Raw genomic sequence first — 17,583 nt, 5'->3', positions numbered from 1 at the left:
GTCCGACAGTTCGCGCCACAAGTGATGCCACGAAACCTGGCCGATGATCCGAGTACCTGCAGTGGCTGACAAGCGACGCTACCCCCGCCAGGCCTCGAACCCGCGGGCGGTGATCTCGCTGCGGCGCGGGTTCCACTCTGCTGAGCCCGTCGGCCTGTGCTCACATACGTTCTAGCTACGCTGGCCCGTAGTGAGTGGCTCGACGGCGTGCGGTCCGGGCGCTAGCAGTTCGGGCGCCCGGAGGCTGCGTGGACTCACGTCGATTGGTACCGGCGGTTTGAGTTCGGTGTCGACGATCTGCAGCTCAGTCAGCTTGCGGGCAGTGACGAACACCCGGCTTTCCAGGCTGCCAATGGTGCCGTTGTAGGCCGCGACCGTGCTCTCCAGCGCCCGACCGAGCTTTACTACGTGGTCGCCAAGCTTGCCCAGCCGGTCATACAGGTCACGGCCGAGGGTGAGCACGCGTTGGGCACTGTCGGCGATGGCTTCTTGGCGCCACATGTAGGCGACGGTGCGCAGCATCGTGACAAGGTTGGCGGGTGTGGCGAGAATGACCTTGTTGCGGGAGGCGTATTCCCACAGTCCGGGGTCTTGATCCTCGGCGGCGTACAGGAAGCTTTCCGCGGGCAGAAACATCACGACGAACTCCGGGGAGTTCGGGAACTGAGCCCAGTACTGCTTGCTCGCGAGGTTATCGATGTGGGCCTTGACGTGTCGCGCATGGGCGAGCAGTCGAGCGGCCCGATCGTCCTCGTCGCGGGCGTCTTGGGCCTCCAGGAACGCCGAGAACGGTGCTTTGGCGTCCACCACGATGGTTTTGCCGCCGCCGAGCTTGATCACCATATCTGGTCGCAGTAGACCATCGATCGTGCTGACCGAGACCTGGGGGTCGAAGTCGACTCGTTCCAGCATGCCGGCGGCCTCGACGACGTTGCGCAGGGCCTGCTCGCCCCATAGTCCTCGTGTCTGTGGCTTCTTCAGCGCGGAGACCAGGTGATGGGTCTCGGCCCGGAGTTGCTCGTTGGCCCTGCTCATGGTGGTCACTTGTTCGCGCAGCGCCGCGTAGGTTTGCGTGCGGTCCTGCTCCACTGAGCGCACCTGTTCGCTGAACTTGGACAGTTGCTCACCTAGTGGCTTCACCAGCGTTTCCACCGCGCCGCGCCGCTGGTCGAGATCGGCTTGTGCCTTGGCGTGAACGCCCTGGAACTGCTGCGTGGCCAGCTGCAGAAACTGCTCGCGGTTGGCTCGCAAGGCCTCGGCGGAGAGCAGCTTGAATCGGTCGCTGAGCTTGTCCTGCTCACCGCGCAGGACCGCCAGCTTGTCTTGCGCTGCTTGTTGGACGTCGTCGAGCTGTGTTTCCAGGCGGACCCGTGCGCATTCGGCCTCGCGCAACTCCCGGCCACTCTGCTCCAAGCGCTCCGCGAGCCGGTCTCGAGAGGACTCAAGCTCGGCGCGAACCGACGCCGCGGAGTCGCGCTCAGCCGAAGCCGTAGCCGCGTCCGCGGCGCCGGCGGTCCGCACCCGCAGCACCAAGACGCCGCAGAGCAGCCCGAACGCCAGAGCCCCGACCACCACGATCACATCAGTCGCGGTCATGGTCACTTCTCCCCCGGCTGGGGCCGAACGTTGCTTTGGAGCGCCTGGGCGATCTTGACTATTTCGCCTTGGTTGGGTCCAGCGGTCCCGACCGAGTTGGAGGCATCCAGCGGTGCACTGGAGCGCAATCCGTCCAGGATTGAGCGTTGTGTTTGGCGTGTCTGGGAGGTCAGCGACTCGGACTGTCCGCAGAGGCCGGAACCTGCGGTCTGTGCACACTCGATGGCACTCTCGTTCACCCATCGGATGACGGGACGCGCCAGGTCTCGGATGGGTCCGCGTTGAATCGTTGCACCCCCTTGGAGGGGCCTGTTCCGGTATCCGCTGATGACGGCTACGCTGAGACAGCCGGGTGGCGCGGCCGTACTCATGCGAGTCCTTCGGCGGCGCTGGCAGTGACATCGTTGAGGTAAACCGTGCGGCATGCGGCGAGGCATAGTTTGGCCGAGATACTTTCGACCCAGGATGCGACAGTAACGTTCACGCCTGCGGCCCCGAGGTGAGCAATGGCCTCGGCAAAGATGCCATCGCCGGAGACAAGAGTTACTTCATCAAAGCGTTCTTCGACATGTTCGCCTGTCAGGACCTCGAGCAATTCGAGGTCAGCGCCGTTAGGACCGGACCTCACTCTGAGGCGAGCACCTGGCCAAACGCTGCTGATGTGGAACAGGCCGACATGGCTCGTGCCAATGACGACCTGCTCCCCATCGCTGACCGCGAGGGCTGAGACAACAACATCGCGGGCCCAAGCCGCCGATGCCTCAGTCATGACAGCACCTCCGGCGACATTCTCGATGTCGACGACCAAGAGGCGTCGTCCTCGTAAAGCGCGCTTCTTTCGCGGGAGCGCTACCGCCTGCCGTGCGGACACGTTTTCTCCTGATTTTCTGTGCAAATCGGAAGTGGTGTGGAGGCGTACCAGGTGTGCGATGTTTCTATTCACCGCGTCCTGTCTGACAAAGGAAACTTTGCCTGAGCGCCACGATCGCCGGTAGATGTGTCCGTTGCAGGTGGCCGCTGATAGGTGGTGCGTACCACCCTTGACGCGCGAGCGGGCCGGCGGCGTTGTGCCCGGGTTACGGTCGTACGAGGCCGGCAGCGACGAGCGTGTAGAGACATTCCGGCTGAAGCGCCTGTCAACGGTCATTGGGAACTCCGGGTGGGCGGACATTTGATCTCCGGGCTGGCGGACAGCGGATCTCCGGGTAGGCGGACGTGAGTTTTCCGGGTGTGGGTTAGTTCAAGGGGATCACTCCCTTGCCTGCGAGGGCTTCGGCGAGACGGTGCGAGTCGCCGGTGGTTGCGATCAGATGTGCATGGTGGAGCAGGCGGTCGACGGTGGCGGTGGCCAGGGTTTTCGGCATGATCGAGTCGAATCCGCTGGGGTGGATATTGCTGGTCACCGCGATCGAGCGCCGCTCGTAGGCGGCATCGATGATCCGGTAGAACGCCTCGGCGGCGTCTTGGCCGGCGGGCAACATCCCGATGTCGTCGACCACGATCAAATCGCAGCCGCAGATCCGTGACACCGTCCGTGCGACCGTGCCGTCGACCTTGGCCTTGCCGACCGCCGCGGTCAGAGATTCCAAGGTGAACCAGGCGACCCGCAGGTCGGCCTCGATCGCGGCGTGCGCCAACGCCTCAACGAAGTGCGACTTCCCGGTGCCCGATGGGCCGGCGACCGCAAGATTCTCCTGCCGACCGATCCACTCGAGGGTGACCAGCGCGTTCTGGGTGGGCTCGGGGATCGAGGACTCCTCGGGCCGCCAGGAGGAGAACGTCTTCCCGGTAGGGAAGTTCGCGTTCTTGCGCCGTAACCGACGCGTCGCCGAGTCGCGGCCGGTGACTTCCTCGATCAGCAGGACACGCAGCACCTCAGCGGGGTCCCAACGTTGCGCCCGTGCGGTTGCCAGGATGTCGGGCGCGGCTTTGCGCAGGTAAGGCAGCCGCATCCGACGCGTGATCTTGTCCAACTCATCGGGCAGCGCCGGCGCTTGCGGGTGGCTCACGACCATGAGTCCACCGCCTCGATGCGCTGCTGCAGCCGGGCGGCGAGGGTGCCCACCCAGGCCGCGACCTCGAACGCGTCACTCTGCCCACCCGAGCAGGCCCGAGCGCACGCCTCGGTCGGCCCAGGGTCGCCGCCGGCCAGCCACTGCTCGAGCAGATCCAGAACGGTGGTGGTCTGCTCGAGGGTGGTGCGGTCGATCAGTACCCAGGGCGAGGGCGGCAGGCCCGGCAACGACGCGGGCTGGGTCGGGTCGGGGGTGTTCATGCGCCGAACCTGTCCCACGACCCGGTGCCGGGCTGCGCGGAGTGCGCCTCGTCGACGTGCACGACGTCATCGGGTGGCCCGGCGGCGCCGAGGTGATCCAGGATCGAGACCAGGTCGTCCTCGGCGAACCGGCCCGCGATCGCGGCCAGCCCGAGGGCCTCATCGACCCGGTCGCCACCCAGGACCGCGCCCAGCGCGACCGCCCGGGCCATCTTGGCCCGGATCCGCGCCACCCCGGTCGCGGCGGCCTCGATCAGCCACCGGCGTGCCCCCTCGCCCAGGTCCAAGAACGCGACCTCTTCCGGGGTGCGGGCACGCACCTTGGGAACCCGCGGCAGATTCCCGCCTGGGTGGTGCGGGTAGTGCGCATCGACGATGCGCGGATGCCCCGGGGTGGATAGCTCGTGACGGGCGATCTCGCTGATCCCCACCGCGGTGGACCCGGTGATGGCCAATTCCTCGCCCACCACCCGGCACCACACCTTCTGGCCCTGGTGCCCGTCCGGGGTGGAATAACGCACTGAGCCCCACCGGATCGTCTGATCATCATCAACCAGCCGTTCCTCGCCCAGCGCGATCGCATGCGGCGCGCCCGGCAGAACATGCAGGTGCTGGCGCTCGATGCGCAACCGCTCAACAGGAGCGGCCCCGGTCTCCCGGTGCGGGCGGGCGTTGACCCGCTCGCACCACTCGAAGCACGCGTCGGCGAGCTCGGCGAACGAGGCGTAGGCGGGCAGCAGGTTCGCCGTGGTCGGGACCAGATCCGCTTTGGCGATCTTCACCGTGTGCTCAGCGCCGCCTTTCGACTCCGGATCGAAGGGCTCACACGTTTCCACCTTGCAGCCGTAATGGCGGCCCGCGGCGACGATGTCAGGATGGCGCACCGGCACGCCGGCGACCCGGTCGATCGTCACCGTCTTCGGGTTATCAGTCAGTAAATAGGTGGGCGCCCCACCGATCCGCCGCAGCGTGGCATCCACACACCCCACCAGGGTGCCCAGCGTCTGGTCCCAGGCCGGGAGCACCACCCGAAACCGTGACCAGGACAGCCACGCGCAGAACAGCTGCGTGCGCCTGCCACCGACACGGGGACCTTCGCCCCAGTCGTGCTGCAACCACATCCCCGGCTCAGCCACCCATGGCCGGTACTTCCGTCGGTGCCCCGCATTCCAATCAGCCTTGACCTCGGCCACCGCGCGCCGCGTGCTGCGATCGGTGCCGGTAAACCCCATCGCGACCAGCCGCGCGTGCACCACATCGGCACGAACTCGCCCCTTCGATGCCTCGACTAACTCCTCGATCTTGTCCAAGAACGGGTCAATCGCTCGCGGCCGTCGCGCCGGGGTAAACGGGTCGCGCCCGGAGTCGCGGATCGCGACAAAACGGGCCACGGTCTTCTCATCCACCCCGGCCAACGCCGCGGCTGAATGTGGACAACGCGTCAAATCGAACGCTTGCAAGATCTCCATGACTTCCCTGCCAGACTTGGTCAAGGGGTCCCTCCAGATCGGGGCTGGCTGTGATCGACAACCAGAGCCAACCCGGCAGGAGGGACCCCGCCTCGCATGCTGTTCAGGCGTGTCCCGGAGAAGTCATGTCCGCGGACCCGGAGATCTCACGTCCGCCCATCCGGAGCCAGCTGTCCGCCCATCCGGATCTTCGCGTGTCCGTCGGCAGCGCCGACACTGATTCGGGTAGCCCGATCGCCAGTGCGCGTTGCCGGGCCGCGTCAAGGTGACCTTGAACAGCGGTGTAGCCGATATTCATTCGGGTGGCGGCCTGCTTGAGTTGCCGTGGTGGCTGTAATGACGGTGGCCACGCTAACTGCGGTTCGAACACCGTCCGCAGGGCTTCGAGCTGTTTGGGGCTGAGTTCCTTCGGCGCTGGTGCGACCTCGGTGCCGGCTCCGGGATCGGGTGGCTCACTGGGCTCCGACGCGGCGGGAAGACCGTGGATCTGCATCGCCGGGTCGGTGGACTGCAGCAAAACCCAGTGGATCAAATCCGAGCCGCCGAGTATCCGCACGCCGATGCGCGGCCAGCGCAAGGTCTCGACGTAACCTGCCTGTTGCGGCGCGGGGCTGACCGGATAGGCCCGGAGACCCCAGGGGTGGATCACCACGCCGTTGGTGTTGAGAACCCGCAGGTTCCACTCGGTGTCGGCTGCGTCGATGATCAATGCGCGCCGTGATACCCGGGTGTCGAGTGGGTTGCTCCCCAACTGGAGGTCCCCTTCACGCCCGACGACCATGCTGGAGCCGCTGGGCAGCGGCACCGGTGGCGGAAGCGGTGAGGACCTGACCCGGCGCGCTGCCGCACGCTCGGTGAACACTGTCACCGTCCACGTACTCACGCTCGACCACCCTCGTTCTTGCTTTCGAGTGACCCGGACCGCCCAGCTCGCTGGTCTGACCCAGCGGCCAGGCGACCAAGAGTAGGTCCCGCGGGCCTTGCCGACAGGGCTATTCGATGTTGCCTGTGCAGGCTAATCTCTGCTGTCCGGCGAGGAGACACCTCCTGGGTGGCCACCTGGCGGGACTGAGGTCTGGAATGACCGGTGAGATGTTCGGCCCCTATCGGCTCGAGGAGCTGATCGGCCGGGGCGGAATGGGCGAGGTCTACCGGGCATTCGACACCACCAAAGCACGGCTCGTGGCAGTCAAACGCCTCCCGGTATCGCTGAGTGCGGACGCGAGCTTTCAGGCTCGGTTTCGCCGCGAAGCCGAGGTCACAGCACGGTTGACTGAGCCGCACATCATCCCCATCCACGACTATGGGGACATTGATGGCCACCTGTTCTTGGACATGCGCCTGGTCACCGGCACCGACCTCGCCACCGTCGTCGCCGAGCAGGCTGCCCTACCGCCACGACGAGCCGCCGCGATCATCGTCCAGATCGCCGCAGCTCTCGACGCCGCGCACACCGCCGGGCTGGTGCACCGCGACATCAAACCGTCCAACGTTCTGCTCACTGGAGAACCCGACCCCGCTGGAAGCGGCGAGTTCGCCTACCTGATTGATTTCGGGATCGCCAGCAGTCTGCGCGACACCGCGCTGACCCAGACCGGATCGATCGTGGGGTCCGCCGCCTACATGGCCCCGGAACGCTTCACTGATCACCACGGCGGAGACCACCGTGTCGACATCTACGCCCTGGGCTGTGTCCTCTACGAGTTGCTGGCCGGCCAGGTCCCGTTTCCGGCATCCGACATGGCCAGCTACATGGGCGCACACCTACACACACCCCCACCCGCACTCGAACGCCTGCCAGCCGAGATGACCGGCCCCTTTAACGCCGTCATCGCCCGAGCACTCAGCAAAGACCCCGCGCTGCGCTACCAAACCGCCGGCGAACTAGCCACTGACGCCCACACAGCTGCATACGGCACCACCAGTCCCAATCCAGAAACACTCGTGTCCCCAACCCTCATCGAACACGCCACCCGAACTCCCGACCAAGTCACCGATCCCACGCACGCATCCACACCACCCACCACCCGACCACCACAACAAACCCAGCACCCCGACCCCGCGCCGGCCGCGACTCTTCGCCTTGACGCAACATCCACCGACGGGGGTGAAGAATCAGTTGCTCCGCAGGGTGGTGGCGGTGTAGCCCAACTGGCCACTGCACCACCGCCACAGTCAGTTCAGCTCAAACGAAGGAAATTGCCGCTCACCGAGGCCGGTGTCGTTGGGCGACCTAAGACCTTGAGGAGCGGGCTGGCCCTAATCGGGTTGGGGCTGGTCGGCGTGGCGGTTATCTACGCAGGCGCCCTCCTATATCCAGGCGTAGGAGCTCTGCAGTCGCACCACTCTCAGCAGGCGCCCGCCGGTGGTGCCGCGCCTTCTCCACCTAACGGCGTTGCCGGACCGCCATCCCCTAAGGGAGTACTCACGAGCTCAGATGTCAGTATTTCCGTCGAAATTCCCGCAGGATGGCATCAAATTCCCAACGCGGATAATCCAAAAATGCCGCAAATGGTGTACCCGATGTACTGTCCGGAAGTAAGTGCAGCGTTGCACTGCGCGGGCGGCATAACCCGAATTTCAACGTCCGTAAACCCTGGAGAGGGAACGGTTGGCGAGTTTGCGGCCGATGTCAAGAAGGGTTTCGGCAGTAGCGCACATATAGTTGGGACAATCAGCGAGGGGAATGCAATGGTGGGAGGCCGGGCGGGGTACCGGTTCCGGATTATCTGGACTCCGACAGATAACAATGATCGTCGAACAACCGAATTCGCTATCGTTCCAACCGGCCCTCCGCCCTCCTTGCAGGGTGCTTCTGGGCGCACATTCTCCTTGGTTGTGGTGGTGCTTGGGTCCGCGCCAGACGCTCCTTCGATTGCGTCAATAGATGAGATTATTAACTCTGTGGTCGTACGAAATAGGTAACCGGGACGCACCACCGCCGGCTGAGGGTGCTATCACAGGTCCGCCAGTGCGTAGTCCTTTGGATGACGTCCGCTGCCGCACGCTCGGTGAACACTGTCACCGTCCACGTACTCACGCTCGACCACCCTCGTTCTTGCTTTCGAGTGACCCGGACCGCCCAGCTCGCTGGTCTGACCCAGCGGCCAGGCGACCAAGAGTAGGTCCCGCGGGCCTTGCCGACAGGGCTATTCGATGTTGCCTGTGCAGGCTAATCTCTGCTGTCCGGCGAGGAGACACCTCCTGGGTGGCCACCTGGCGGGACTGAGGTCTGGAATGACCGGTGAGATGTTCGGCCCCTATCGGCTCGAGGAGCTGATCGGCCGGGGCGGAATGGGCGAGGTCTACCGGGCATTCGACACCACCAAAGCACGGCTCGTGGCAGTCAAACGCCTCCCGGTATCGCTGAGTGCGGACGCGAGCTTTCAGGCTCGGTTTCGCCGCGAAGCCGAGGTCACAGCACGGTTGACTGAGCCGCACATCATCCCCATCCACGACTATGGGGACATCGATGGCCACCTGTTCTTGGACATGCGCCTGGTCACCGGCACCGACCTCGCCACCGTCGTCGCCGAGCAGGCTGCCCTACCGCCACGACGAGCCGCCGCGATCATCGTCCAGATCGCCGCAGCTCTCGACGCCGCGCACACCGCCGGGCTGGTGCACCGCGACATCAAACCGTCCAACGTTCTGCTCACTGGAGAACCCGACCCCGCTGGAAGCGGCGAGTTCGCCTACCTGATTGATTTCGGGATCGCCAGCAGTCTGCGCGACACCGCGCTGACCCAGACCGGATCGATCGTGGGGTCCGCCGCCTACATGGCCCCGGAACGCTTCACTGATCACCACGGCGGAGACCACCGTGTCGACATCTACGCCCTGGGCTGTGTCCTCTACGAGTTGCTGGCCGGCCAGGTCCCGTTTCCGGCATCCGACATGGCCAGCTACATGGGCGCACACCTACACACACCCCCACCCGCACTCGAACGCCTGCCAGCCGAGATGACCGGCCCCTTTAACGCCGTCATCGCCCGAGCACTCAGCAAAGACCCCGCGCTGCGCTACCAAACCGCCGGCGAACTAGCCACTGACGCCCACACAGCTGCATACGGCACCACCAGTCCCAATCCAGAAACACTCGTGTCCCCAACCCTCATCGAACACGCCACCCGAACTCCCGACCAAGTCACCGATCCCACGCACGCATCCACACCACCCACCACCCGACCACCACAACAAACCCAGCACCCCAGTAGCCGGTGGAATCTGACACCTCGCCGGCGGCGTACTGCGTTCACCTCGCTAGGGCTCATGGTCCTCGCGGTTATCGGGCTCACAGTGCTGATCACCCACATCCGGGGTGCATCACGCGCCACCACCCCTGCAGTGGTCACTACCATCCCCGTCGGCCAGGGCACCCAGCTGCTGGCGATCAGCCCGAACCGACGTCAGATCTATACCTCCACCGGCAATTCGGGCTTGGTGTCGGTGATCGACACGGTCAGCAATACCGTCGTCGCAACCATCCCTGTCGGCCAACAACCCTTCCTGGCGGCGTTCAGCCCGGACAGCCGCCGTGCCTACATCACTAACAACGCCTCGAACTCGGTGACGGTGATCGACACCGCCAGTAACGCCGTCACCGCCACGATCCCCGTCGGCCAGGGCCCCGATTTTGTGGCGCTTAGCCCGGACGGCCGCAGTGCCTACGTCACCGACGTCGGTTCGGGTTGGGTGACGGTGATTGACACCGCCAGCAACACCATCACCGCCACCATCCCCGTCGGCCAGGGGCCCGGACAGGTGGCACTCAGCCCCGATGGGCGGCACGCCTACGTGGGCACCGCCGGCTCGAGCTCGGTGTCGGTGATCGACACCGCGAGCCACACCATCACCGCCACGATCCCCGTCGGCCAGTACCCCATCTTTGTGGCACTAACGCCCGACGGGCGCCACGCCTACGTGACCAACATGACCTCGGGCTCGGTGTCGGTGATTGACACCGCCAGCAATGCGGTCACCGCCACCATCCCCGTCGGTCAACAACCAGGACCGGTGACACTCAGCCCCGACGCGAGCCACGCCTACATCCCCAACGATGGCTCAAACTCGGTGACGGTGATCGACACCGCCACCAATACCGTCGCCGCCACCATCCCAGTCCGTCAGAACCCCCGGCCGGTAACGCTGAGCCCCGACGGGCGCTACGCCTACGTGGGCGGCGGCGGCCTGGTATCGGTGATCGACACCGCCAACAACATCGTCAACACCATCATCCACGCCGGCCAGGCGCCCAGCTCGTGGGTGGCTCTCAGCCTGGACGGGGGCCGCGCCTACGTCGTCAGCGGTGAATCCCTGGCGGTGATCGATATCGGGTTCGGGTGACACGTTCACAAATTGCCGAGCGCTCGGCAGGTCCAGCTCCAGCGGCTCGGTACGTCGGGCCGCCGGCGCGGTCGCGCAGTCGCAGACCCTTCCACCGGGGCAGCTTTCGCATGGCGAGTTCGGTCAAGCGGGCTAGTCATCACCCGCGGGATCTCGGACCGTGTGTCCTAGGGTGGAGCGATGGCTCAGGTATTGCAGGTGCAGGTGGCGGCGCCATCGAAAGAGGTGGCGACTGAGCTGGCGCGAACTGCCGTTGAAGCCCGGCTCGCTGCAAGCGGTCAGGTCGCCGGCCCGGTCACCAGTGTTTTCTGGCACCACGGCGAGTTCGGCACGGGGGAGGAGTGGCAGGTCGTGCTCAAGACGACCGAAGAGCGCTACCCCGAGCTGGAGAAGCACCTGGTCGAGCGGCACGAGTGGACGAACCCGGAGATCACGGCGGTTCCGATTGTCGCCGGCCTAGCTCCCTACCTGGACTGGGTTCAACGGACGACGAGCGAGTAGCTCGCCGACTTCGGTGACCAGGGCGTGCGGCTGGAGTCGCAGCAAGACCGAGTTGAGGCGTTGCCCGGGACGGCTGGACGCCACGTGCTCGGCTAGATCGAAGGACCGTCCGAGCGTCACGGCCGCGTGCTCGATTTCGCCGGCATCGAGGTACGAGTCCGCCAGCGAAGAGAGGTAGAGCGCTTTGTCCCGGGCGTGGCTGTCGTTGTAGCGCGACATCGCGGCTTCCAACGCAGGAATCGCGCGCATGGGACGGTGTAGCTCGGTCCAGCACCGGCCGGCCATGATCTCCAGCTCAGTCTGGTTGTGCGCCCACGCAGCCCAGTCGGGAGCAGACCCCGCGGGTGAGTCGGCGCCGAGCGCGTCGCTGGCCTGTGCCAGGGCTCGCGCGGTCCGCTGCGCGTCGCCGGCGACGGCATACGTCCAGGCGCCGCGTTGGAAGAGCAGTGACCGCACCGCGGGGTGTGTCGCCGTGGTGATGGTCGCTAGAGACCGGTCGGTCAGCTCCGGGGCGATCGTGCCGGCAGAGAGCAGTTGGTACGAACGTAGTGCGAGCGCGTTGCCGGCTAGCTCGGTGCTGCGGGCGTCTTTGGCGATCTCGAAACTAGTCTCGAAATGCTGGCGGGCCTTCGCCTGTAGCCCGGCGTCGAAGGCAGCCCACCCGGTCTGCTGCGCGTACTCGGCGAGCACCAACTGGAGGTCTTGGCGCGTCGTCGCTGAGAACGTGCCGCTGCGAACGAGCGCGGCGATCCGCTCGACCTCGGGCTCGTAGAGGGGCAGGGTGTCCGTCCCGCCGAGGTGGTTGTCGAGTTCACGCAGCCGGGCGAGGTTGGCGCGCAGTGCCTCCACTGTTGTGGTGCCGATTCGGTTGCCATTGGTCGGCCCCGGAATCCCGGTGGCGAGCGTGCTGGCTGCGGTTGCGGCGCCGAGTTTAAGGAAGTCACGTCGTAACACCGACGAGTCTCCGTCCGTCGTTGAGGTCTGGGCCGTGGCCGCAACGACTATGTCCTCCCACGGGCGACGCCCGAGGTCGAGCAGTGCGCCCGGGATGTGAAGCCCGTCAGTTACGCGTTCGAAGATCTCGATACTCCGCGCCTGTACTCGGCCGTTCACGTAGTCCTGCACCCGCGAGACGGTTAGTTCGCACCGTCGGGCCAGGTGGGACGCCGAAAAGCCGGCACCACCCCACTGCTTTGCGATGCGCAGCATCGCGCCGAGGTCGCGCTCCGCGCACGCCCGCATGAAGTCCGGACGAGCCAGCACGATCTCCGGCAGGAAGTCGGGCGGTCGTTGCCTTGCCACCAGTTGATCCTCCCTCAGCCTCTGCGCGCGAGCGGCAAGTTACTGACGGGTTTACTCATCCTGGGTACTCGCCGCGTCCTTATCTCAACACTGCGACCAGCGGTTTTGTGGCGTTATGAGAAAAAACAGCGAACAGAGCGCAGGCCGGCACAGGACGTTCTGGTCTCCGCGCCGATCAACGGTCGTTGAGGCGCCGCTCGACCTCGTCGAGCCTCTTCGTCAGCGCCACGACCTGAGCCTGTATGTCGGCCACGGCCGGCGAGTCGGTGCGCTCTGCATCCCGCCTGGGCTCGGCGCGTACGTACGTTCCTTTGCCCTGTCGGGTCACGATGAGGCCTTCGGCACGCAGCTCGTTGAGAGCTCGTTTCACGGTCTCCATCGCAAGGCCGTACTCGTCGGCGAGTGCCTTGTGAGTAGGCAGGCGATCGCCCGGGCCCAGCTCGCCGATCTTGATCGCGGCGCGCAATCGGTCCCTCACCTGCTGCCAGCCGGGCCGTCTGTCGTCGGGATCAAGTCCGTCCATGGTGCCGAGCATACGACGCAGGAGGCCAGTAAAGCTGGCTTTGCTGGTGTAGCCAGCTTGTCTCTAACGACTCAGACGTCTAAGCTAGTTAAGTCGACAGGTATTCGACGGCAGGAAGAAGCCCCGACCAGTGCTGGAACACCGGCCGGGGCGCACACCGAAACCTTGGGAGAAACGATGCAATTCGAGCTTACTCGGATGTACCAGGTCAGGGCTGTGGCCGAGCACTTTGGGGTGTCGGTCGCAACGATCTACCGCGCGATCGGGTCTGGCCAGTTGGCGGCGCTCAAGCTGGGGACCGGCAAGGGCGCGATCCGCGTACCGGGTTCGGCGGTCGCTGAGTACTCCGAAGCTTGTGCCCAGGCCGCTCGGGAACAGCATGAGGTCACCAGCCGCAAGGACGAGACTTCTGCCCTCGGCGGTGGACGATGAGTGCGCCGCGGTTCTACAGCGTGAGCGAAGCCGCGCGCATGTTCGGGATCTCGCCGGTGACCCTGTACCGGGCGATCAACGCTGGCGAGTTCCCCGCTGTCCGGATCAGGGGTCGGCTCATCGTGCCGGCTAAGGCCGTCGAGGCGATGTCCGACGCCGCCATGGTGGAACAGGGCGTTGTCGACGCAGCGGGTTGGGTCGCCTCGTCCGCCGGGGGTGCGGCATGAGCGACAAGTCGACGCCCTTGACGAAGGGGCAGATCAAGTTCCGGGTGGGTCTTTGCGCCGCCGGCGCGGTGGTGCTGGGTCAGCGGATGTGGTCGACGCCGGATGGCACGCCGTTCCGCCAGTACTGGCCGTGGGTGTTCTTCGGCGGGATCGCCGTGCTGGTCGGGTTGTTCTTGACCCTGCGTAGTGGCGGCGGTGGCCGGCGGCGCGGGCGGAAGCTCCGCGATAGCGCTCTGGTGGCGCCGATGGTGTCGGGTACTGGTTCGCGGGGGACGCGGGCCCGGGAGGAGGCGCGGCGGCGGCGTAACGAGGGGATGGCGTCGCGGTGGTCGATTTTCACGACGGCGTCGTGGTTTGCGATGCGGCGTCGGGCGAAGGTGCTGCGGCCTAGTTTCGCGGGGCGGTGGTGGATCCGTGCGGTTGAGGTGGCGCAGCCGTTGGCTCGGGTCGGGTGGTGGACGATTTGGTCGGCGATCGAGGACGTCACGATCCGGGTGGGTGGTCCTCGGGTGGGCAAGTCCGGTGAGCTGGCTGGCCGGATCCTGGATGCTCCGGGCGCGGTGATTGCAACCACGACCCGTACCGATCTCTACGACACGTGTGCGCCGGTGCTGCGCACCGATCGGGCGCGGTCGGTGTTCAACCTGTTCGGGTGCGGTGTCGCGCTGCTGGTCGCCGAGGTGCTGTACGTGCTGGACACCCAGCTTTGGCTGACGGTCACGGTGTCGGTGGTCGCGGTGGTGCCGATGTCGATCCTGTTCGGCCCACGGCCTCGGGTGGGTCGCCCGGTGTACGTGTTCAACCCGTCCGGTCTGGGTGGGCTGGTCTCGACGGTGTCGTTCAACCCGCTGGTCGGCTGCAAGGACCCGGTGACGGCGAACCACCGGGCCGGGGACCTTCTGGCCGGTGCGGGCTCGTCGGGTGGGGGCTCGGATGAGCGCCAGCACTGGGTTGAGCAGGCCCGCCGTGCTTTGGCGGTGTTGATGCACGCCGCGGCGCTGCACGACCGGACTATGGGCGATGTCCTGGCCTGGGCCGCTGACCCGGGGCGGGCGGAGCGTGAGGTGGTGGCGCTGCTGGCGAAGTCCCCGGCGCACAGCGTCGTTGAGGACGCGAAGCAGTTCTTCTCGACCAACGACCGCACGCAGTCCTCGATCACCACGACGATCATGCCGGCGTTGGGGTGGCTGTCGGACCCGCGCGCTTGGGAGGTCACCCAGCCCACCGCTGATGGTCGGCGGGTGCAGCTCGACATCGGTGTGTTGCTCGAGCTGCGGGGTGCGGTGTTCCTGCTCGGTGGTGAGGAGGCCCAGTCCGCGCCGTTGGTGACTGCGCTGACCGGCTACATCGCTCGGGAGGCCCGTCATCTGGCCTCGATGTCGCCTGCGGGCCGGTTGGATCCGGGGTTGACGCTGGTCCTGGACGAGGCGGCCCTGGTGTGCCCGGTGCCGCTGGACAAGTGGACCGCTGACATGGGTGGGCGGAACATCTGCATCCACATCGGGGTGCAGTCCTTCCAACAGCTGGTGGACCGGTTCGGCAAGGCCGCGGCGGCGTCGATCCTGACCAACGCCGGCACGCTCATGGTCTTCGGCGGCACGCGGTCGGAGGATGACCTGCGGCTGTACTCGATGCTGGCTGGCGAACGCGAAGAGATCCAGTACACCCACGACGCCTGGGGTCGGGTCACCGCGACCACGACCCGGGTCAGTCCGACGATTCCGGTCGGCATGGTCGCCCAGCTACGTGCCCGGCAGGTGGTGCTGTTCAAGCGGGGCATGTTCCCGATGATCGGCCGGGTTCAGATGGCCTGGACCCGACCGGACGTCAAGTGGGCCAAGCGCACCCAGCGCTGGGCAGCCCGCACCGACGCCCTCGTCAACCAAGCCACCCGCACCCACCGGGCCACAGGGTTGGTGCTGGCCGAGTTAACCGCGTGGGCCAAGCCCTGCGCGGCCCGGCTGTCGGCCTGGGCGTTAGACCGGATGGTCCGGGTCGGGCGCCGCGTCGAGGAGCGCCACACCGCCCGCCGCACGCGGCGCATGGTCGAGGCCGCGCAGCGCCGGGGCCAGGAGCGTGACCTCTGATGAGCCGCCGCGCTGCCGCTGAGGCGGTCGAGCGGGCCCAGTTCTCGGTCCGCGAACTGACCAACAGCCGCGTCACCAACGACCACAGCCAGTCCGAGGAATTGCACGCTCAGCGGCTGCGTGACATCGGCTGGGACCACGCCCATGACCACGAGGGCGGCCTGCGATGACACCCTCTGTGTCAACCTCCGACTCGTCTGCGGTTGGCCGTGGTCGGGTTTGCGGTGGCCGCGTGTACGGCCCGGCCCCCCACGCGTCAAGGACGCTGCGCGCCCCTGCGGGGCCGGCTTCGCCGGTCCTGGACTCGCGGGCCCCTGCCGGGCCTGGGCAGGGTGAAGCCGCGGGCAGGGCGGTGCCCTGCCCGCGCTGGGGCGGCCACCGCGGTGTTCGGGTCGCGGTGGGTTCGTGGTTAGGCCGCCTGGGGTGGACCGGCGGCGTTGCCGTGTCGGGCGGGGTCGTAGGGCACGTCGTCGAGCCAGCAGCGGTAGATGACCCTGATCCAGGCGCGGGACAGTACTCGCACGGCGTGCGGGTGATCGTGACCGCGGGCTATGGCGTCGGCGTAGATCTTCGCCGCCCATGGGCTGCTGTGGCGGCTGTTATCGGCGAAGGTCGAGATCGCGGTGCGGAAGCGTTTGTTGCAGGCCCAGCGGAAGTGCACCGCGCGGTGTTTGCCGGACTGGGTGGTCACCGGGCACATCCCAGCGAGGGCTGCCACGGCCTCGGGGCCGTCGTAGGCTTGCCGGGAGTCGCCCCACTCGGCGAGCACCTGGGCGGCGTTGATCTGACCCGACCGTGGCAGCGACGTGAAGATCTTCTCGTCCGGGTGCTCCCCGAGGTGGGCGGTCACCGAGCGGTCCAGGTCCTTACGAGCGCTACCGAGTGCGCGCAGGACCCCGACCAGGGCAAGCACCGCGTCACCGATGGCCTCGACGAGGATGGGGTCGGTAGTGCCCGCCGGCGCGGCGCGCAGTCGGGCCAACAGCTGCGCGGGGTGGCGGCGCCCACAGTAGCCATGTTTGACGCAAAACCCGCGCAGGCGCTGTTCGCCCAGGTGCGCGGCGTGGGCGGCGGTGGGGTAGCGGGTCAGGAACGCCAACGCTATCGGCGATTCGACGTCGGCGAAGATCGCTTTGGCGCCAGGCCAGTGCGCATCCAGCAGCGCGGTGAGCTGGTTGGTCGCCGCGACCCTGGCCGCGACGATGTCACCTCGGGTGCGGACCACAGTGCGCAGCGCCAGGGTCTCGGCGCGGTAAGGGGTCACCGGGCGCAGTCGATGCGCGCGCAGCCGCAGGTACTCCGCGATCACGGCCGCATCGCCGGCGTCGGACTTGGCGCCGGACAGCACTTCCCCGTCTCGCCAGGTCTTGATCGCGTTCGGGCTGACCGGCACGACCGGGTGCCCGGCCTCGAGCAGGGCATCGACCAGTCGCCCGTCGGGGCGCTCGATCGCGACCGGCACCTCCATCCGGTCGGGGCGCAGCCGACCCAGCTGGCCCAGCAGCACGGCGAAGCCCTCGGCGGTGTGCGCGATAGTGAACTCGGCGGTGATCTTGTCGGCCGCGTCGAGGACACACACCGCGTGGGTCTCGGCGGCCCAGTCGATACCGACATAGAACGGGCATTCGGGCAGGAACATCAGCTCTCCTCACAGCGGCAGCGACGACCCGGCGAGGAAGCCGATCACCGGGCGGTCACTGACTGGCGCTCTACGGCGCGTCCCTCTGTTGCCGGTCCACGGCCCCGCAAGAACCGGGGGCGGCAGTGTCATCGCGGCCCTCAAAGGGCGACCACCACAGGCCGTCACCCCGGCTCTCGCCGGATC

16 protein-coding genes are annotated in these 17,583 nt (G+C 66.7%); 7 read left to right on the top strand and 9 right to left on the bottom strand.

The window, feature by feature from the left end; all coding sequences use genetic code 11:
- Window positions 1-171: 171 nt before the first annotated feature.
- From rmuC to ACTXG6_RS43580, 6 genes are all read right to left on the bottom strand, one after another.
- Window positions 172-1,596 carry a DNA recombination protein RmuC gene (rmuC, locus tag ACTXG6_RS43605; protein ID WP_445185148.1) on the bottom strand — a complete coding sequence of 475 codons (1,425 nt, stop codon included), beginning with the start codon at window positions 1,594-1,596 and terminating at the stop codon, window positions 172-174.
- A 367-nt stretch (window positions 1,597-1,963) separates the two neighbouring features.
- The gene (locus ACTXG6_RS43600) at window positions 1,964-2,404 is read right to left on the bottom strand and encodes an NYN domain-containing protein (protein WP_445185147.1); all 441 of its coding nucleotides are present in this window, start codon (window positions 2,402-2,404) and stop codon (window positions 1,964-1,966) included.
- A gap of 427 nt (window positions 2,405-2,831) precedes the next feature.
- Window positions 2,832-3,605, bottom strand: coding sequence for an IS21-like element helper ATPase IstB (gene istB, locus ACTXG6_RS43595; protein ID WP_445183359.1), 774 nt, complete (start codon window positions 3,603-3,605; stop codon window positions 2,832-2,834).
- A complete protein-coding gene (locus tag ACTXG6_RS43590; protein ID WP_331511675.1) occupies window positions 3,602-3,871 on the bottom strand; it encodes a hypothetical protein in 270 nt (89 codons plus the stop codon). Before ACTXG6_RS43590 ends, istB begins: the two co-directional genes overlap by 4 nt.
- Window positions 3,868-5,340 carry an IS21 family transposase gene (istA, locus tag ACTXG6_RS43585; RefSeq protein ID WP_445183358.1) on the bottom strand — a complete coding sequence of 491 codons (1,473 nt, stop codon included), beginning with the start codon at window positions 5,338-5,340 and terminating at the stop codon, window positions 3,868-3,870. Before istA ends, ACTXG6_RS43590 begins: the two co-directional genes overlap by 4 nt.
- 103 nt (window positions 5,341-5,443) lie before the next feature.
- Complete coding sequence (locus ACTXG6_RS43580) at window positions 5,444-6,223, bottom strand: hypothetical protein (protein WP_445185146.1); 780 nt, start codon at window positions 6,221-6,223, stop codon at window positions 5,444-5,446.
- A gap of 197 nt (window positions 6,224-6,420) precedes the next feature.
- On the opposite strand from ACTXG6_RS43580, the gene ACTXG6_RS43575 reads away from it, so the two are divergent.
- From ACTXG6_RS43575 to cutA, 3 genes are all read left to right on the top strand, one after another.
- Window positions 6,421-8,265, top strand: coding sequence for a protein kinase domain-containing protein (locus ACTXG6_RS43575; RefSeq protein ID WP_445185145.1), 1,845 nt, complete (start codon window positions 6,421-6,423; stop codon window positions 8,263-8,265).
- A gap of 312 nt (window positions 8,266-8,577) precedes the next feature.
- Window positions 8,578-10,686 (top strand): protein kinase domain-containing protein, encoded by a 2,109-nt coding sequence (locus ACTXG6_RS43570; protein WP_445185144.1) that lies wholly within the window; start codon window positions 8,578-8,580, stop codon window positions 10,684-10,686.
- A gap of 180 nt (window positions 10,687-10,866) precedes the next feature.
- On the top strand, window positions 10,867-11,187 hold the full coding sequence (gene cutA / locus ACTXG6_RS43565) for a divalent-cation tolerance protein CutA (RefSeq protein ID WP_445185143.1): 321 nt from the start codon (window positions 10,867-10,869) through the stop codon (window positions 11,185-11,187).
- Here the strand turns inward: cutA and ACTXG6_RS43560 are convergent.
- A complete protein-coding gene (locus tag ACTXG6_RS43560) occupies window positions 11,143-12,450 on the bottom strand; it encodes a helix-turn-helix domain-containing protein (RefSeq protein WP_445185142.1) in 1,308 nt (435 codons plus the stop codon). The genes cutA and ACTXG6_RS43560 overlap by 45 nt on opposite strands.
- A gap of 214 nt (window positions 12,451-12,664) precedes the next feature.
- Window positions 12,665-13,012, bottom strand: coding sequence for a GntR family transcriptional regulator (locus ACTXG6_RS43555; protein WP_445185141.1), 348 nt, complete (start codon window positions 13,010-13,012; stop codon window positions 12,665-12,667).
- A 177-nt stretch (window positions 13,013-13,189) separates the two neighbouring features.
- Here ACTXG6_RS43555 and ACTXG6_RS43550 point away from each other — a divergent pair, with 177 nt between their 5' ends.
- From ACTXG6_RS43550 to ACTXG6_RS43535, 4 genes are read left to right on the top strand one after another with little or no spacing between them, the layout of a single operon-like run.
- Window positions 13,190-13,444: a helix-turn-helix transcriptional regulator gene (locus ACTXG6_RS43550; RefSeq protein ID WP_445185140.1), complete on the top strand. Its 255-nt coding sequence runs from the start codon at window positions 13,190-13,192 to the stop codon at window positions 13,442-13,444.
- The gene (locus ACTXG6_RS43545) at window positions 13,441-13,671 is read left to right on the top strand and encodes a helix-turn-helix domain-containing protein (RefSeq protein ID WP_445185139.1); all 231 of its coding nucleotides are present in this window, start codon (window positions 13,441-13,443) and stop codon (window positions 13,669-13,671) included. The genes ACTXG6_RS43550 and ACTXG6_RS43545 overlap by 4 nt, the downstream gene beginning before the upstream one ends.
- Complete coding sequence (locus ACTXG6_RS43540; RefSeq protein WP_445185138.1) at window positions 13,668-15,758, top strand: type IV secretory system conjugative DNA transfer family protein; 2,091 nt, start codon at window positions 13,668-13,670, stop codon at window positions 15,756-15,758. The genes ACTXG6_RS43545 and ACTXG6_RS43540 overlap by 4 nt, the downstream gene beginning before the upstream one ends.
- Window positions 15,758-15,928, top strand: coding sequence for a hypothetical protein (locus ACTXG6_RS43535; protein WP_445185137.1), 171 nt, complete (start codon window positions 15,758-15,760; stop codon window positions 15,926-15,928). The genes ACTXG6_RS43540 and ACTXG6_RS43535 overlap by 1 nt, the downstream gene beginning before the upstream one ends.
- 239 nt (window positions 15,929-16,167) lie before the next feature.
- Here ACTXG6_RS43535 and ACTXG6_RS43530 read toward each other — a convergent pair whose 3' ends face one another.
- Window positions 16,168-17,397 (bottom strand): IS110 family transposase, encoded by a 1,230-nt coding sequence (locus ACTXG6_RS43530; RefSeq protein ID WP_445185136.1) that lies wholly within the window; start codon window positions 17,395-17,397, stop codon window positions 16,168-16,170.
- Window positions 17,398-17,583 lie beyond the last annotated feature (186 nt).

The organism is Pseudonocardia sp. Cha107L01 (genome assembly GCF_052566575.1).
This window is presented reverse-complemented; position numbering and strand designations above follow the sequence as displayed.

What these genes read in the sequence shown, in the direction of transcription:
- rmuC (WP_445185148.1), bottom strand. Translation starts at nt 1,596, where the DNA reads ATGACCGCGACTGATGTGATCGTGGTGGTCGGGGCTCTGGCGTTCGGG.
- ACTXG6_RS43590 (WP_331511675.1), bottom strand. Translation starts at nt 3,871, where the DNA reads ATGAACACCCCCGACCCGACCCAGCCCGCGTCGTTGCCGGGCCTGCCG.
- istA (WP_445183358.1), bottom strand. Translation starts at nt 5,340, where the DNA reads ATGGAGATCTTGCAAGCGTTCGATTTGACGCGTTGTCCACATTCAGCC.
- ACTXG6_RS43575 (WP_445185145.1), top strand. Translation starts at nt 6,421, where the DNA reads ATGACCGGTGAGATGTTCGGCCCCTATCGGCTCGAGGAGCTGATCGGC.
- ACTXG6_RS43570 (WP_445185144.1), top strand. Translation starts at nt 8,578, where the DNA reads ATGACCGGTGAGATGTTCGGCCCCTATCGGCTCGAGGAGCTGATCGGC.
- cutA (WP_445185143.1), top strand. Translation starts at nt 10,867, where the DNA reads ATGGCTCAGGTATTGCAGGTGCAGGTGGCGGCGCCATCGAAAGAGGTG.
- ACTXG6_RS43555 (WP_445185141.1), bottom strand. Translation starts at nt 13,012, where the DNA reads ATGGACGGACTTGATCCCGACGACAGACGGCCCGGCTGGCAGCAGGTG.
- ACTXG6_RS43550 (WP_445185140.1), top strand. Translation starts at nt 13,190, where the DNA reads ATGCAATTCGAGCTTACTCGGATGTACCAGGTCAGGGCTGTGGCCGAG.
- ACTXG6_RS43545 (WP_445185139.1), top strand. Translation starts at nt 13,441, where the DNA reads ATGAGTGCGCCGCGGTTCTACAGCGTGAGCGAAGCCGCGCGCATGTTC.
- ACTXG6_RS43540 (WP_445185138.1), top strand. Translation starts at nt 13,668, where the DNA reads ATGAGCGACAAGTCGACGCCCTTGACGAAGGGGCAGATCAAGTTCCGG.
- ACTXG6_RS43535 (WP_445185137.1), top strand. Translation starts at nt 15,758, where the DNA reads ATGAGCCGCCGCGCTGCCGCTGAGGCGGTCGAGCGGGCCCAGTTCTCG.
- ACTXG6_RS43530 (WP_445185136.1), bottom strand. Translation starts at nt 17,397, where the DNA reads ATGTTCCTGCCCGAATGCCCGTTCTATGTCGGTATCGACTGGGCCGCC.